Below are 15,234 nucleotides of genomic sequence, written 5' to 3'. Positions count from 1 at the left end.
GCCGACAGCAGCTGTCGAACACGCAATCAGCGGCTTTGAACGGCATTTTCGCTGAGGAAAATCGGCGTTAGCAGCGACTTCATGCGCTCCCCGCCTTTATCTGAAAGATGATTTTCATCCATGTACTGTGAGTAGCCGTCGAATTCGGCTCGACAGATGCCCCCAAGGCACATCAACGGCGTCGGATCGAGGATATGCACGTGAGGGTCTTGCTCGCTCAACTGTGTGAACAGCGAATTCAGAAACTGCTGGCGCGCCAGGTGTTCGGCAAGTGGCCGGCCTAGTCGCTCAGCGGAGCGCCCGACCATTGCCAGGCTCGCCAGACGCGCCACCGTACCCTGCCGTTGCAGTGGCACCTCTTTGAAAATCCAAACCTGCGCGCCTGCATCACGCAAACTGCGCACCATCGCCGTCAGGTCCCTGGCCACTTTCTGCTCGGCGACCGAACGACTGTCGCCTCTATACAGCACATGCTGCATGTCACCGTCTTCTTCACCGTACAGATACAGGCTCCAGCGCGCAGCCAGCACCACATCGCGCACCTTGTGTTCGCGAATGGATTGCAAGGTAGCCTGGTTGAAGTCCTGACATTGCTGACGGGGTTCGTGCCCCGTAATCGGCAGGCAACCGGACAGGCTTGCCAGCCAGACCGCGGTCCCGTACCGCTTGGCGTCTGCGTCGATAGCGGGCATCAACGCCGCAGCATGACTGTCGCCCCATACCAGTTGCACCGGCGCGATTTGCTCATCGCCACCGAAGCGACAGACTTTGCTCATGTCATTACTGCCCGGTTGCAGCAGGCAATCCATCTGCCCAAGCCTCCAATCGCGAGCCTGCGCATACTGCAGCGCCTGTCCCGATAACCGATGGGGCACGCCATCGCTTGATCGCACCCACTGGCCGGCCAGACCTATAACCAGCAGCGTTGCCAGCCCCGCGAACAACACGGGCTTGCGACCGGACAGCAAACGTTTATCGCGAAATGGCAATTCCACCAGGCGCCAGCTCAACCACGCCAGCGCGAGGGTGAGAACGACCCAGCCGCCAGCCTCCCACGCCTGCATGCCGTCCACAGACACGGCATTGGCGTAGACGAAAACGGGCCAGTGCCATAAATACCAGGAATAGGAAATCAGGCCGACCGCGACCATGGCCCGCAAGCTCAACAGCCGCCCTACCAGGGTCGGTGCTTGACCGTTGGCCCAGATCATCGCCGTCGCGCCCAGCACTGGCAGCAGCGCAGCCCAGCCAGGGAACGGCGTGTATTTGTCGAAACCGAAAATTGCGTAGAGCACCGCCAGTAACCCTAACAGGCTGACGGCTTGATAAACCCAAGCAGGCAGCTTGCGATCAGACGCCGGCAATACCGCCAGCATTGCTCCGCACAACAACTCCCACGCTCGCATCGGCAGCAGGAAAAACGCCTCATCGGGGTTGCGCTTGATCACCCACACATTGAGCACGAACGACAACGCCAGCAGGCCGAATAACATCCAGCGCCAATGCCGCAGGTACCGCGTCAGCAGCACCATCAGCAGCGGAAAAAGGATGTAGTACTGTTCTTCGACCGAGAGCGACCAGGTATGCAGCAGCGGTTTGAAATCCGAGGCGGGATTGAAATAGCCGTCCTGACGCATGAACAGGATGTTGGAGACGAACGTCGCCTGATAACGCACCGCGCGCCCCAGTTGCGAGTAGTCGTTGGCCGGCATCATCAACCAGCCCACCAGCAACACAGCGAACATCACCACGCTCAAGGCGGGGATGATACGGCGGGCACGACGGGCCCAGAAATCAATAAAACTGAAGCGTCCTGCGTTGATTTCTCGACATATGATTGAGGTGATCAAAAAGCCGGAGATGACGAAAAAAACGTCCACGCCCACGAAACCGCCGCTGAAAGCGCTGAACCCGAAGTGGTAAAGCACCACCGCAATGACGGCCAGAGCCCGCAGCCCGTCGATATCACGACGATTACCAAAGGTGTGCATGCCGCTCCTCGTCCGCTTTCCATGCAGAAAAAATCAAAAAAAATGGTGCCCCAAAGGGACACCACCTTTCTACAGCCGTTCAGCGCGCTTGCGTTACTTGCGCTTCATCGACAGGAAGAACTCATCGTTGGTCTTGGTCTGTTTAAGCTTGTCGACCAAGAACTCGATAGCCGCGACTTCATCCATGGGATGCAGCAGCTTGCGCAGAATCCACATGCGCTGCAGTTCGTCGTCGGCAGTCAGCAACTCTTCGCGGCGAGTACCGGATCGGTTGATGTTGATGGCCGGGAAGACGCGCTTCTCGGCGATCTTGCGATCCAGAGGCAATTCCATGTTGCCGGTGCCTTTGAATTCTTCGTAGATCACTTCATCCATCTTCGAACCGGTTTCAACCAGCGCGGTGGCGATGATGGTCAGCGAGCCGCCTTCTTCAATGTTACGAGCCGCACCGAAAAAGCGTTTTGGTTTTTCCAGCGCGTGGGCATCGACACCACCGGTCAAGACCTTGCCGGAGCTCGGAATCACGGTGTTGTAGGCGCGAGCCAGACGGGTGATGGAGTCAAGCAGGATGACCACGTCTTTCTTGTGCTCGACCAGGCGCTTGGCCTTCTCGATCACCATCTCGGCGACTTGCACGTGGCGGGTAGGTGGTTCATCGAAGGTGGAGGCAACCACTTCGCCGCGCACGGTGCGCTGCATTTCGGTCACTTCTTCCGGACGCTCATCGATCAGCAATACGATCAAGTGAACTTCAGGGTTGTTACGGGTGATGTTCGACGCGATGTTCTGCAGCATGATGGTCTTGCCCGCCTTTGGCGGCGCAACGATCAGACCACGTTGACCTTTGCCGATCGGGGCACACAGGTCGATCACGCGGCCGGTGAGGTCTTCGGTGGAACCGTTACCGGCTTCCATCTTCATGCGAATGGTGGGGAACAGCGGCGTCAGGTTTTCGAACAGAATCTTGTTCTTCGCGTTTTCAGGACGGTCGAAGTTGATGGTATCGACCTTGAGCAGTGCGAAGTACCGCTCGCCTTCCTTCGGTGGGCGAATCTTGCCAACAATGGTGTCGCCAGTGCGAAGGTTGAAGCGGCGGATCTGGCTTGGCGAAACGTAGATGTCGTCGGGACCCGCGAGGTAAGAGGCGTCTGCAGAGCGGAGGAAGCCGAAGCCATCCTGGAGGATCTCCAGCACGCCGTCACCCGAGATTTCCTCGCCGCTTTTAGCGTGCTTCTTGAGCAGGGAGAAGATCACATCCTGCTTGCGCGAACGGGCCATATTTTCTATGCCCATCTGTTCGGCCATTTCGAGCAGATCGGTAATAGGCTTTTGCTTGAGTTCAGTCAGGTTCATATAGGAATGACGTAATCATGTATGGAGGGGGAAATTAAGCTTTTGGCTTAATGAGGCCGCGCCGCAAAGAAGGCGACAGGATCGCGTACAAATCGAAAGGAGAGCGTCGGCGACGGCTAGCAGGGGGCAACGGAGAAGCCGTTGCGGAGCCGAATGTACCACTTGAGTTTCCAAGCGTCTAGTGCGATGCCCGAAAAAACCCCGCGATTTGCGGGGCTTTTGCGCCATCAGATGTTGGCGTCGAGAAAAGCCTGCAGCTGAGACTTCGACAGAGCGCCGACCTTGGTCGCCGCCACTTCACCGTCTTTGAACAGCATCAAGGTAGGAATGCCGCGAACGCCGAACTTGGCCGGGGTTTCCTGGTTTTCGTCGATGTTCAGCTTGGCAATGGCCAGCTTGCCTTCGTAGGTACCAGCGATATCGTCCAGAACCGGGGCAATCATTTTGCATGGGCCACACCACTCAGCCCAGTAATCAACCAGCACAGGACCGGAGGCCTTGAGGACATCGGCTTCGAAGCTCGCGTCGCTGACGTGTTTGATAAGGTCGCTACTCATGAGATTTCTCCGAGGTCATAGGCAAAAAAACGTGCACCATCATAACTGTGTCATGGCGCGACAGGAAGGCGGGAGCGATTGTCTATTGCTATGGACAGTGATGGCTATGTTTATCGACATGACGCCGGTCGTATTGCGCAGCGCCTCGTCTGCAGCAGAGCAGCCAGTCGACGCAAGCAGTTCGCGGTCTTCACTGCCGAGAAGTCGTGCAACTGAAGGTGTATTGATCTTGCGAAGCGCTTCAGATCGAGGGCGCGAAGAAAACGATGCCGGTCCTCAGGGCGGCGCCTCTTATATGCTCCTGCATCGCCTTCTGCGCCGGCCCAGGGGCGTTGCGCGCAAGGGCTCGGAGAATCTTGCGGTGCTCCTGCCAGGTTTCCATCGCCCTGCCCGCCCTGATGAAAGGCAGCTTCTGACTTTCCAGAAAAATATCGGCGCTGGCCGTGATGATCCTGAGGATTGCCTGATTGCCGCTGGCCACGAGAATCCGCCGATGGAAGTCGAAATCGAGCTTGGCGGCGCAGTCAAAGTCCCCGGCCTTTAATTCAAGGCGCATGGATTCGACATTGTCCTCCAGCACATCCCGCTCATCCGCAGTCAGGGTCACCGCCGCCAGACCTGCGGCAAAGCCTTCCAGCGCATAACGCAGCTGAAAGGTTTCCGAAGGCGACGCTTGCGCTGCGTAAGGCCAGGAAAAACCACTCGTGCGCCGTTCTGGTTCAGAAATCCCCTGAACGAAAACGCCCTTACCGGGTTGCACGCTGACCACACCCAGCGCACTCAGCGACGACAGCGCTTCACGCAATGATGCCCGGCTGACCCCCAGCCGTATCGCCAGATCCCGCTGTGAAGGAAGGCTGTCGCCGGGGCTATAGCCCTGCTCGGCAATCAATTTCCGGATCGCTTGGAAGGCAGCTTCGGGTACCGCAATCGGGCTCGGGTGCATGGGATGTCGGGCGCGCTTACCGTGGAAATGCTTCTTTTATAGCCATCACACCGATTCGGCAAGTCACGCCCAAGCAAGGGGCGTCGGGCCTTTCAGGCGCGCCAAAGCAGGGCGGTGTGATTGGCAACTGTTCAGACCAGTTAGACCGCATGCTCGCTGAAACCCGCGTTACTGGGTCGCGCGTTCTCCGCTGGCATGGGCTGTGCAATGGGAGTAAGCCAGTACCCACGTTTCGCCTAAACATTTTGTTCGATCCGGAGACGTCACATGACCAAGCGTTACAGCGCTCTGCTTGCCGCCCTGTTTGCCAGCCTGATGCTCGGTCAGGCCCCAGCCCAAGCCAATGGCCTGGATGATGTGACCGCGCGCGGCACGCTGAAAGTTGCCGTGCCGCAGGACTTCCCGCCGTTCGGTTCGGTCGGCCCGGACATGAAGCCGCGTGGTCTGGACATCGATACAGCGCAACTGATCGCCGACAGGCTTAAGGTCAAGCTGGAACTTACCCCGGTCAATAGCACCAACCGCATCCCGTTCCTGACCACAGGCAAGGTGGATCTGGTGATTTCCAGCCTGGGCAAAAACCCGGATCGCGAAAAAGTCATCGACTTCTCGCGCGCCTATGCCCCCTTCTACCTCGCTGTGTTCGGTCCGCCTAACGCTACGATCAACGGCATCGACGACTTGAAAGGCAAAACCATCAGCGTCACCCGTGGCGCCATCGAAGACATCGAGCTGACCGCCGTCGCACCGAAGGAGGCCACCATCAAGCGATTCGAAGACAATAACTCCACCATCGCCGCCTACCTGGCCAATCAAACCGACCTGATCGCCAGCGGCAACGTGGTAATGGTCGCCATCAGCGAGAAAAACCCCAAGCGCATTCCGGCGCTGAAAGTGAAGCTTAAGGACTCACCGGTGTATGTCGGCGTGAACAAAGGCCAGCCGGAGCTGCTGGCCAAGGTCAACGAAATCCTCGAAGCAGCGAAGCAGGACGGCGCGTTGGAAAAGAACTCGCAGACCTGGCTGAAACAGCCTTTACCTGCCGATCTCTGATCAGCTGCGCGCTAGTCAATGCATCTGATCCGGGGCTTTTAGATGGCTTATCAGTTCGACTTCATTGCGGTCCTGCAAAACGCTGACCTGCTGCTGCGTGGCGCCTTGTTCACCCTGGAGCTGACGGCCATCGGCACCTTGCTGGGCGTCAGCGTCGGCATCGTCGGCGCGATCGTCAGAGCCTGGAAGATCCAGCCGTTTTGCGCCCTGTTCGGCATCTATGTAGAGCTGATACGCAACACGCCGTTTCTGGTGCAGCTGTTCTTCATTTTCTTCGGCCTGCCGTCGCTGGGGCTGCAGATTTCAGAATGGCAGGCAGCGGTACTGGCGATGGTGATCAACTTGGGGGCGTACTCGACCGAAATTATCCGCGCAGGTGTGCAAGCGATTCCCCGTGGGCAACTGGAGGCTTCGGCGGCGCTGGCAATGACGCGCTTCGAAACCTTCCGCTACGTGGTGCTGGTACCGGCGCTGGGCAAGGTCTGGCCGGCACTGAGCAGCCAGATCATCATCGTCATGCTTGGCTCGGCGGTCTGTTCGCAGATTGCCACCGAGGAGTTGAGCTTCGCGGCAAATTTCATTCAGTCGCGCAATTTCCGCGCCTTTGAGACGTACATCATTACCACGCTGATTTACCTGTTCATGGCCCTGATGATTCGCCAATTACTGGCCTGGATCGGTCGTCGCTATATCGCGAGGAGCAGCTGATGGATTTCACCCTGTGGGACATTGTGCGTAACCTGCTGACCGGACTGCAATGGACGCTGGCCTTGTTGCTGGTGGCGTTCATTGGCGGCGGTGTCATAGGCCTGCTGGTGATGACGATGCGCATCTCGCAAACCGCTGCGGTGCGCAGGCTCGCTCGCTGCTACATCGAGCTGTTTCAGGGCACGCCGCTGCTGATGCAACTGTTCCTAGTGTTCTTCGGCGTGGCGCTGATGGGTGTGGACATCTCGCCTTGGGTCGCGGCGGCGTTGGCCTTGACGCTGTTCACCAGCGCGTACCTGGCCGAAATCTGGCGCGGCTGTGTGGAGTCGATTTCCAACGGCCAGTGGGAAGCTTCGGCAAGTCTGGCGCTTACCCCATTCGAGCAATTGCGTTACGTGATCCTGCCGCAGGCCCTGCGTATCGCGGTGGCGCCGACCGTGGGCTTTTCGGTGCAAGTGGTCAAAGGCACGGCCGTGACCTCGATCATCGGCTTTACCGAACTGACCAAGACCGGTGGCATGCTTGCCAACGTCACGTTCCAGCCTTTCATGGTCTACGGCTTCGTTGCCCTGGGCTACTTCCTGCTTTGCTATCCGTTGTCGCTCAGCGCGCGCTACCTGGAAAGGAGACTTCATGCCTCTGCTTAGAATTTCCGCCCTGCACAAGTATTACGGCGACCACCATGTGCTTAAAGGCATCGATCTCAGTGTCGAGGAAGGTCAGGTCGTGGCCATCATCGGCCGCAGCGGTTCGGGCAAAAGCACGCTGTTGCGTACGCTCAACGGCCTTGAGTCAATCAATGACGGGGTGATCGAGGTCGATGGCGAATATCTGGATGCAGCACGCGCCGACCTGCGCAGCCTGCGGCAGAAAGTCGGCATGGTGTTCCAGCAGTTCAATCTGTTCCCACACCTGACGGTCGGCGAAAACGTCATGCTCGCGCCGCAGGTGGTGAAGAAGGTCTCCAAGACCGAGGCGGGCACGCTGGCCAAGGAAATGCTCGACCGCGTGGGGCTTGGGGAGAAATTCGACGCGTTTCCTGATCGCCTGTCGGGTGGACAGCAGCAACGCGTGGCGATCGCCCGGGCGCTGGCCATGTCGCCGAAGGTGCTGTTGTGCGATGAAATCACCTCCGCGCTGGACCCGGAACTGGTTAATGAAGTCCTCAGCGTGGTGCGTGGTCTGGCTAAAGACGGCATGACCCTGATCATGGTGACCCACGAAATGCGCTTCGCCCGTGAAGTAGGGGACAAATTGGTGTTCATGCATCAGGGCAAGGTGCATGAAGTGGGCGACCCGCGAGAGTTGATGGCCAACCCGAAAACGCCGGAACTGGCCAACTTCATCGGTTCGGTTGAGCAGGGTTGACGCTCGGCGCTTTCGATCCTGCCCCGATGGGTAAAACGCCCCGTTTGAAGACGATCGGCTGCGCAGTCGTCGCCAAAACGGCAAACCCGGCGTGACAGACAGACCAGGGTGTAAGGTGCTGCCACTGGCTCCCGGCAGAAGTGGAGGCGCACAACAACCGGTTTGGCGGCAGTGATGGTTCGTGGCACGATGTCGCAGTTATCGACCGAGACCTTTTGACCATGCCGCTATCCACAGCCAAAAACCTCTCGCTGATCGCCGCGATCGACCTGGGCTCCAACAGCTTTCACATGGTTGTTGCCAAAGCGAATCAGGGTGAAATCCGCATCCTTGAGCGGCTCGGTGAGAAAGTACAGTTGGCCGCCGGAATCGACGAGGAGCGCAAGCTCAACGAAGAATCCATGCAGCGCGGGCTCGATTGCCTCAAGCGTTTTGCCCAACTGATCAACGGTATGCCCCCGGGCTCCGTGCGCATCGTCGGCACCAACGCCCTGCGCGAAGCGCGCAACCGCAACGAGTTCATTCACCGCGCCGAGGAAATCCTCGGGCACCCGGTCGAAGTCATTTCCGGCCGAGAAGAAGCGCGGCTTATTTATCTTGGCGTCTCCCACACCCTGGCCGACACGCCGGGCAAACGTCTGGTGGCGGACATCGGCGGCGGCAGTACCGAATTCATCATTGGTCAGCGCTTCGAACCCTTGCTGCGCGAAAGCCTGCAAATGGGCTGCGTGAGCTTCACCCAGCGCTATTTCAAAGACGGCAAGATCACCCCGGCGCGTTACGCCCAGGCCTACACGGCGGCGCGACTGGAGATCATGAGCATCGAACATGCTCTGCATCGCCTGAGCTGGGATGAGGCCATTGGCTCGTCCGGCACCATCCGCGCCATCGGCCTGGCGCTCAAGGCTGGCGGGCATGGCAGTGGCGAGGTCAACGCCGAGGGTCTGGCATGGCTTAAACGCAAGCTGATGAAGCTCGGTGACATCGAAAAGATTGACTTCGAGGGTCTCAAACCCGACCGTCGCGCGATCTTCCCCGCCGGCCTGGCCATTCTGGAAGCGATTTTCGACGCGCTCGACTTGCAGCGCATGGATCACTGCGAAGGCGCACTGCGTGAAGGCGTGCTGTATGACCTGCTGGGCCGTCATCACCACGAAGACGTTCGTGAGCGCACGCTGAGCTCCCTGATGGAGCGTTATCACGTTGACCTGGAACAGGCCGCGCGCGTGGAGCGTAAAGCGGTTTCGGCGCTGGATCAGGTGGCCAAGGCGTGGGAACTGGAAGACGATCTGTATCGTGAGTTGCTGAGCTGGGCAGCCAAGGTGCATGAAGTGGGCCTGGACATCGCCCACTATCACTACCACAAGCATGGTGCTTACCTGATCGAGCACTCGGACCTGGCCGGGTTCTCGCGGGTAGACCAACAAATGCTTGCGCTACTGGTGCGCGGTCATCGACGCAATATTCCCAAGGACAAGTTCGCCGACTTTGGCGATGAAGGCGTGAAGCTGATCAGGCTGTGCGTGCTGCTTCGCTTCGCGATCCTGTTCCACCACATTCGCGGCACCCAAGAGATGCCGCAACCTGTGTTGACCGCCAATGGCAACCAATTGGACATCCTGTTTCCGGATGGCTGGCTGCAAAACAACCAGCTGACTCAGGCCGACTTTGGCCTTGAAGCCGACTGGCTGACCCGCGTCGGAATTGTCCTCAACGTACGCTGAGGACTGGATTGCTCAACTTTTCCAGGAGCATCGCCTGCACATTGCGGGCGTTCTGGTTGCCGGTCGGCGTGCTGCGGATGTAGCGTCCGTCCGGCTGCAGCAGCCAGGCGTGGGTGTTGTCGGTCAGATACCCCTCAAGCTCCTTCTTGACTCGCAAAATCAGCTTCTTGCCCTCCACCGGGAAGCAGGTTTCAACACGCTTATCCAGGTTGCGCTCCATCCAGTCTGCACTGGACAGGTACATCTGCTCGTCGCCGCCATTGAGGAAATAAAACACGCGAGTGTGCTCCAGGAAGCGGCCGACGATCGAGCGCACCTGAATATTGTGCGACACGCCCGGCACGCCTGGTCGCAGGCAGCACATGCCACGCACCACCAAATCAATCTTCACGCCCATCTGACTGGCCTTGTACAGCGCGCGGATGATTTTCGGATCGGTCAGCGAGTTGAACTTGGCGATGATGTGCGCCGGTTTGCCGTCCGTCGCGAACTGAGTCTCGCGGGCGATCATGTCAAGCATGCCTTTCTTCAGAGTGAACGGCGCATGCAACAGCTTCTTCATGCGCAGCGTCTTGCCCATGCCGATCAACTGGCTGAACAGTTTGCCGACGTCTTCGCACAGGGCGTCATCGGAGGTCAGCAGACTGTAGTCGGTGTACAGGCGGGCGTTACCGGCGTGGTAGTTGCCAGTACCCAGATGCGCGTATCGCACAATCTCGCCCGCTTCGCTACGCAGAATCAGCATCATCTTGGCGTGCGTCTTGAAGCCAACCACGCCGTAGATCACCACTGCACCCGCCGCTTGCAGACGGCTCGCCAGCTGCAGGTTGGACTCTTCGTCAAATCGAGCACGCAGCTCAATGACTGCGGTCACTTCCTTGCCGTTGCGCGCGGCATCCACCAGTGCATCGACGATCTCCGAATTGGCGCCGCTGCGGTATAGCGTCTGGCGCACGGCCAACACGTGAGGGTCTTTTGCCGCCTGACGCAGCAAATCCACCACAGGAGTGAAGGATTCGAAAGGATGCAGCAGCAAAATGTCTTGCTTGCTGATGACGTTGAAAATGTTTTCGCTGTTTTGCAGCAGCTTCGGAATCGCGGGGGTAAACGGCAGATATTGCAGCTCAGGATGGCTGTCCAGACCGGTAATGCTGAACAGACGCGTCAGGTTCACCGGGCCGTTGACCTGATACACCTCGGTCTCGCTCAGGTTGAACTGCTTGAGCAGGTAATCAGACAGATGTTTAGGGCAAGTGTCGGCTACCTCCAGCCGCACTGCATCGCCGTAACGACGGGAAAACAGCTCGCCCCGCAGGGCGCGCGCCAAGTCTTCGACATCTTCGGAATCCAGCGCCAGGTCGGCGTTACGGGTCAGGCGGAACTGATAGCAGCCTTTAACCTTCATGCCCTGGAACAAGTCATCCGCGTGGGCGTGAATCATTGACGACAGAAAGACATAGTTGTCGCCATGGCCGCCGACGTCCTCCGGCACCTTGATGATGCGTGGCAAAAGTCGCGGCGCTGGAATGATCGCCAGGCCCGAATCACGACCGAAGGCATCGACGCCTTCTAGCTCGACGATGAAGTTCAGCGACTTGTTGACCAGCAGCGGGAACGGGTGGGTCGGGTCCAGGCCAATCGGGGTGATAATCGGCGCGATCTCGTCGCGGAAATATCGCCGTACCCAGGTTTTCAGTTTGGTGTTCCAGTTGCGACGACGAATGAAACGTACCTGATGCTTTTCTAGCTCAGGCAGCAGGATGTCGTTGAGGATTGCGTATTGGCGATCGACATGGCCATGGACCAGTTCACTGATGCGCGCCAGCGCCTGATGCGGCTGCAGTCCGTCGGCGCCGGCCTGCTCACGGGCAAACGTAATCTGCTTTTTGAGCCCCGCCACGCGGATTTCGAAGAATTCGTCCAGATTGCTGGAGAAGATCAGCAGGAACTTGAGCCGCTCGAGCAAGGGGTAGGATTCGTCCAGCGCCTGTTCCAGTACGCGAATGTTGAACTGCAGCTGCGACAGCTCGCGATGGATATAGAGGCTGCTGTCGTCCAGATTGGGGATGACGATCGCCGGTGTAGGCGGCTGATGCGGCTCGACAGCCGGTACCACCTCGATGGTCGGTTCGACCACGGAGGTGACCTCCTGGGACAGGGTCTGGGGTTCAAGTTCGACTGCGGCTGCGGTGGTTCCTTCGGTGCTCATGAATAATCCTGTAAGGCTATTGCCCTGTAACAGTTGGGCCGCAGGGCGGCCGAAGAAATCGATCTGTCGATCCCTTCACGAAAAAAGTGACGATCAGCAGCGCAGACCGGTCACACCGGGCACCTGCGTGCCCGGACGTACGGGCAAACGTGGCAGTTATAAGCCAGCATTGTGACTGCTGCGTGACACCTGTGTGTCCACCATACCTTGCAGGACGCAAACGTGCTTCCTAGAGGACAAATCCGCGGCAGCCGTAAGAAAGTTTAACGCGGTGACACATTTCCACACTTTCCTGAATGTCTTGGGCGCGTTAGGCTGCGCGTTCATTTCGCCAGCACCCACATGATGCTCCAGCATTTTTTACAAGAATTTGGCTATTTCGCCCTTTTCCTCGGAACCTTTTTTGAAGGTGAGACCATTCTGGTGCTCGCTGGATTTCTGGCGTTTCGTGGATACATGGACATCAATCTGGTTGTAGTGGTTGCCTTCTTCGGCAGTTACGCAGGCGATCAGCTCTGGTATTTCATGGGGCGTAAGCACGGCCGCAAGCTTTTGGCACGCAAACCGCGCTGGCAACTGCTCGGCGATCGCGCACTGGAACACATTCGTCGGCACCCCGACATCTGGGTACTGAGTTTTCGCTTCGTCTATGGTTTACGCACGGTCATGCCGGTTGCCATCGGTCTTTCCGGCTACCCGCCGGGACGCTATCTATTGCTCAACGGTATCGGCGCGGCGGTCTGGTCAGCGGCGTTGGGCGCGGCGGCCTACAAATTCGGCTCGGTACTCGAGGGGTTGCTCGGTAACGTTAAGAAATACGAGCTGTGGGTGCTCGGTGCGCTGGTAGTGATTGGTGCGCTGCTTTGGATCTGGCGTCGGATCAAGAGCGCCCGCATCGCCAGGCAAGCCAAGCTCGCCGTGCCCGCCACGGTCGAGGTCAAGAACCGCCCGGACGAGTAACAGTCCCCAAGCGCCATACCATACGCTTTCGCCTAACAGTCCCACCTGAATTGCCCTGAATGGGAATACGGCGGAGTAAAAACCGGTGTCTTCGTCAACACATCGCTGTGCGGCCCACCGCTTTCGCCAGTAAATCGCTTCCTACAGTTAGCTACCCTGCCAAGCCGGATATGTCCGCGCCAAACGCGTCAAAATCCGGTCCAGCGAGTTGGCGAACGCCTGCTTCTCACGATCACCATAAGGACCCTGCCCGCCGCCGGCCTGGCCCTGTTCGCGCAACTCAGTGAACAGATTGCGCACCGCCAGTCGCTCACCCATGTTCTGCGGGTCGAACTCCTTGCCGCGAGGGTCCAACGCGGCGACGCCTTTTTTTACCAGGCGATCGGCCAGCGGCACATCGCTGCAAATCACCAGCTCTCCCGGACCAGCATGCTCGACCAGATAGTCATCGGCGGCATCCGGCCCGCTGGGCACGACGATGAGCTTCACCCGCACAAAGCTCGGCTTGCTCAGACTCTGACCCGCCACCATCACCACCTCGAACTGACGCTTGAGGGCGAATTTGATGACCAGGTCCTTGGCTGCCTTGGGGCAGGCGTCGGCATCGATCCAGACGCGCATGATTCAACTCCGTATCAAGGTTTTGTCATCGGGGGCCCGCACCTCCCGACTCTTGATGGCGACCATACAGCACCACGATCACCACTCAATCAAAATTGTCAGCCGATATCTGCGCGCTGCGTTTCAAGCCTCCAACCCTTTCGTCAGACACCTCTGAAAACGTTGTGCGACATCAAAAAGCCATTGTATTCACCGCCCTGCTCCTTATAATCCCCGCCGCCACATTGTGGCAGTCAGCCATCATCCCATGGCTGCACACACAGGAAGCGCCACTTCCCTTAATGGAATGCCATAGCCAGGTGTCATGACGCTCTGGCCGCTACTTCAAGGACCGATCTTAATGACCTCCCGCACCCTCGGCATGCTCATGCTGATCGTTGCTGCGCAACTGACCGGCTGTGCCGCGTTCCGCAGTTACGACACCGAGTTGCAACAGACCAACCTGCAGCTCACCAGCGGCAACGTCGACGGCGCGCTGACGCTGCTCGAAAAGCACAACATCGACGATGACAAGGACCTGCTCTATTACTTCGAGAAGGGCGAACTGCTGCGCTCCAAGGGCGATCTGGCCGGCAGCCAGGCGGCTTGGCGCCATGCCGACCAAAGCGTCATTGCCTGGGAAGATGCGGTCAAGTTGGACAGCGACAGGTACCTGGCCCAGTTCGGCAGTTATCTGGTCAATGATAAGGTCCGCCGCTACGAAGGTTATGACTACGAAAAAGTCCTGCTGACGACACAGATGGCGTTGAACCTGTTGGAGCAGAACGACTTCGACGGGGCCCGCACCGAGATCAAGAAAACCCACGAGCGTGAAGCCGTGATCGCCGAATTGCGTGACAAGCAGTACCTCAAGAGTGAGGAACAGGCTAAGAACCAGGGCATGATGCTGCAGTACAGGGATTTAAAGGGCTATCCGGTAGAGACCCTTGACGATCCGCAAGTGGTCGGCCTGAAGAACAGCTACCAGAGTGCATTCAGCCATTACCTTGCAGGCTTCGTCTACGAAGCGCTGGGCGAAAAGGACCTGGCCGCGCCGGGCTATCGTCAGGCCGCCGAACTTCGGCCTAATACTCCGCTGCTGGAGCAGGCGCTGATTGACCTGGACGCTGCGGGCAGCAAGAACACCGAAACCGAAGGCAGCGAGGTGCTGCTCGTGGTGCAGAGCGGCTTTGCGCCAGCGCGTGACTCGATTCGTATCCCGCTGCCCTTGCCAATCGACAACAATCTGGTGATCACCGCGCTGTCGTTTCCCGTGATCAAGGCCGACGCATCGACGCCGTTCTTTGATCAGGTAAGCCTCGACGGTCAGCCGGTCAACCTGACTGTGCTCAACAGCACCACCGCCATGTCGCGTCGCGCCCTGCGTGACGACATGCCCGGCATTCTGGTGCGCACCACCGTCCGCGCCATCAGCCGTGGGGTTGCCCAGAAAAAACTCAACGAGGTCAACCCGCTGGCCGGCCTCGCACTGGGCATCGCTTCGGCCGTGACCGAAGGCGCAGATACCCGCACCTGGCGCACGCTTCCTGACAACACGCTGGTGGCGCGTCTTCGCCTCAAGCCCGGCGAGCATCAGGTTGTCTTGCCCTCCTCCTTGGGCGGCACTCACGTGCAGCTCAAGATCGACCGGCCTTATCAGGTGGTCACCCTGCGCGCCATCGGCAGTCAGGTTTACGCCAGCGGCCCTGCGGCGCAGGTGACCCCGTCCAACCCGCCACAAGCCGTAGCCGTCAACATTCCCTGA

Annotated in this window: 13 protein-coding genes; 7 read left to right on the top strand and 6 right to left on the bottom strand. The window is 58.7% G+C overall.

What is annotated here, in order from left to right; all coding sequences use genetic code 11:
* Positions 1-26: 26 nt before the first annotated feature.
* From B3I26_RS22340 to B3I26_RS22325, 4 genes are all read right to left on the bottom strand, one after another.
* Positions 27-1,991: an acyltransferase family protein gene (locus tag B3I26_RS22340; RefSeq protein WP_296260870.1), complete on the bottom strand. Its 1,965-nt coding sequence runs from the start codon at positions 1,989-1,991 to the stop codon at positions 27-29.
* Between the two features lie 93 nt (positions 1,992-2,084).
* On the bottom strand, positions 2,085-3,344 hold the full coding sequence (gene rho / locus B3I26_RS22335; RefSeq protein ID WP_110948772.1) for a transcription termination factor Rho: 1,260 nt from the start codon (positions 3,342-3,344) through the stop codon (positions 2,085-2,087).
* 227 nt (positions 3,345-3,571) lie between these two features.
* Entirely contained in the window at positions 3,572-3,901 is a 330-nt protein-coding gene (gene trxA / locus B3I26_RS22330) for a thioredoxin TrxA (RefSeq protein WP_296260869.1), read from the bottom strand.
* Positions 3,902-4,142: 241 nt separating this feature from the next.
* Positions 4,143-4,847: a FadR/GntR family transcriptional regulator gene (locus tag B3I26_RS22325; RefSeq protein WP_296260867.1), complete on the bottom strand. Its 705-nt coding sequence runs from the start codon at positions 4,845-4,847 to the stop codon at positions 4,143-4,145.
* A gap of 267 nt (positions 4,848-5,114) precedes the next feature.
* On the opposite strand from B3I26_RS22325, the gene B3I26_RS22320 reads away from it, so the two are divergent.
* The 5 genes from B3I26_RS22320 (at position 5,115) to ppx (ending at position 9,700) form a co-directional block, all read left to right on the top strand.
* A complete protein-coding gene (locus B3I26_RS22320; protein WP_296260865.1) occupies positions 5,115-5,900 on the top strand; it encodes a transporter substrate-binding domain-containing protein in 786 nt (261 codons plus the stop codon).
* 42 nt (positions 5,901-5,942) lie between these two features.
* Positions 5,943-6,608 (top strand): amino acid ABC transporter permease, encoded by a 666-nt coding sequence (locus B3I26_RS22315; protein WP_296260864.1) that lies wholly within the window; start codon positions 5,943-5,945, stop codon positions 6,606-6,608.
* A complete protein-coding gene (locus B3I26_RS22310) occupies positions 6,605-7,255 on the top strand; it encodes an amino acid ABC transporter permease (protein ID WP_296260962.1) in 651 nt (216 codons plus the stop codon). The genes B3I26_RS22315 and B3I26_RS22310 overlap by 4 nt, the downstream gene beginning before the upstream one ends.
* Complete coding sequence (locus B3I26_RS22305; RefSeq protein WP_296260863.1) at positions 7,242-7,976, top strand: amino acid ABC transporter ATP-binding protein; 735 nt, start codon at positions 7,242-7,244, stop codon at positions 7,974-7,976. The genes B3I26_RS22310 and B3I26_RS22305 overlap by 14 nt, the downstream gene beginning before the upstream one ends.
* Positions 7,977-8,197: 221 nt before the next feature.
* Entirely contained in the window at positions 8,198-9,700 is a 1,503-nt protein-coding gene (ppx, locus tag B3I26_RS22300) for an exopolyphosphatase (RefSeq protein WP_296260861.1), read from the top strand.
* Here the strand turns inward: ppx and ppk1 are convergent.
* The gene (gene ppk1, locus B3I26_RS22295; protein WP_296260859.1) at positions 9,687-11,909 is read right to left on the bottom strand and encodes a polyphosphate kinase 1; all 2,223 of its coding nucleotides are present in this window, start codon (positions 11,907-11,909) and stop codon (positions 9,687-9,689) included. The genes ppx and ppk1 overlap by 14 nt on opposite strands.
* A 342-nt stretch (positions 11,910-12,251) precedes the next feature.
* Here ppk1 and B3I26_RS22290 point away from each other — a divergent pair, with 342 nt between their 5' ends.
* The gene (locus tag B3I26_RS22290; protein ID WP_296260857.1) at positions 12,252-12,869 is read left to right on the top strand and encodes a DedA family protein; all 618 of its coding nucleotides are present in this window, start codon (positions 12,252-12,254) and stop codon (positions 12,867-12,869) included.
* 147 nt (positions 12,870-13,016) lie between these two features.
* On the opposite strand, the gene B3I26_RS22285 is transcribed toward B3I26_RS22290, so the two are convergent.
* Positions 13,017-13,490, bottom strand: coding sequence for a YaiI/YqxD family protein (locus B3I26_RS22285; protein WP_296260856.1), 474 nt, complete (start codon positions 13,488-13,490; stop codon positions 13,017-13,019).
* A gap of 340 nt (positions 13,491-13,830) precedes the next feature.
* Here B3I26_RS22285 and B3I26_RS22280 point away from each other — a divergent pair, with 340 nt between their 5' ends.
* Positions 13,831-15,234: a COG3014 family protein gene (locus B3I26_RS22280; RefSeq protein WP_296260854.1), complete on the top strand. Its 1,404-nt coding sequence runs from the start codon at positions 13,831-13,833 to the stop codon at positions 15,232-15,234.

Source organism: Pseudomonas sp. UBA5706, assembly GCF_002419965.1.
Classification (GTDB): domain Bacteria; phylum Pseudomonadota; class Gammaproteobacteria; order Pseudomonadales; family Pseudomonadaceae; genus Aquipseudomonas.
Note: the sequence above shows the minus strand (reverse complement) of the source record. Positions and strands in the feature narration are given on the sequence as shown.

Excerpts from the sequence above, each read along its gene's own strand:
- B3I26_RS22340 (WP_296260870.1), bottom strand. The coding sequence starts at position 1,991 with ATGCACACCTTTGGTAATCGTCGTGATATCGACGGGCTGCGGGCTCTG.
- rho (WP_110948772.1), bottom strand. The coding sequence starts at position 3,344 with ATGAACCTGACTGAACTCAAGCAAAAGCCTATTACCGATCTGCTCGAA.
- trxA (WP_296260869.1), bottom strand. The coding sequence starts at position 3,901 with ATGAGTAGCGACCTTATCAAACACGTCAGCGACGCGAGCTTCGAAGCC.
- B3I26_RS22325 (WP_296260867.1), bottom strand. The coding sequence starts at position 4,847 with ATGCACCCGAGCCCGATTGCGGTACCCGAAGCTGCCTTCCAAGCGATC.
- B3I26_RS22320 (WP_296260865.1), top strand. The coding sequence starts at position 5,115 with ATGACCAAGCGTTACAGCGCTCTGCTTGCCGCCCTGTTTGCCAGCCTG.
- B3I26_RS22315 (WP_296260864.1), top strand. The coding sequence starts at position 5,943 with ATGGCTTATCAGTTCGACTTCATTGCGGTCCTGCAAAACGCTGACCTG.
- B3I26_RS22305 (WP_296260863.1), top strand. The coding sequence starts at position 7,242 with ATGCCTCTGCTTAGAATTTCCGCCCTGCACAAGTATTACGGCGACCAC.
- ppx (WP_296260861.1), top strand. The coding sequence starts at position 8,198 with ATGCCGCTATCCACAGCCAAAAACCTCTCGCTGATCGCCGCGATCGAC.
- ppk1 (WP_296260859.1), bottom strand. The coding sequence starts at position 11,909 with ATGAGCACCGAAGGAACCACCGCAGCCGCAGTCGAACTTGAACCCCAG.
- B3I26_RS22290 (WP_296260857.1), top strand. The coding sequence starts at position 12,252 with ATGATGCTCCAGCATTTTTTACAAGAATTTGGCTATTTCGCCCTTTTC.
- B3I26_RS22285 (WP_296260856.1), bottom strand. The coding sequence starts at position 13,490 with ATGCGCGTCTGGATCGATGCCGACGCCTGCCCCAAGGCAGCCAAGGAC.
- B3I26_RS22280 (WP_296260854.1), top strand. The coding sequence starts at position 13,831 with ATGACCTCCCGCACCCTCGGCATGCTCATGCTGATCGTTGCTGCGCAA.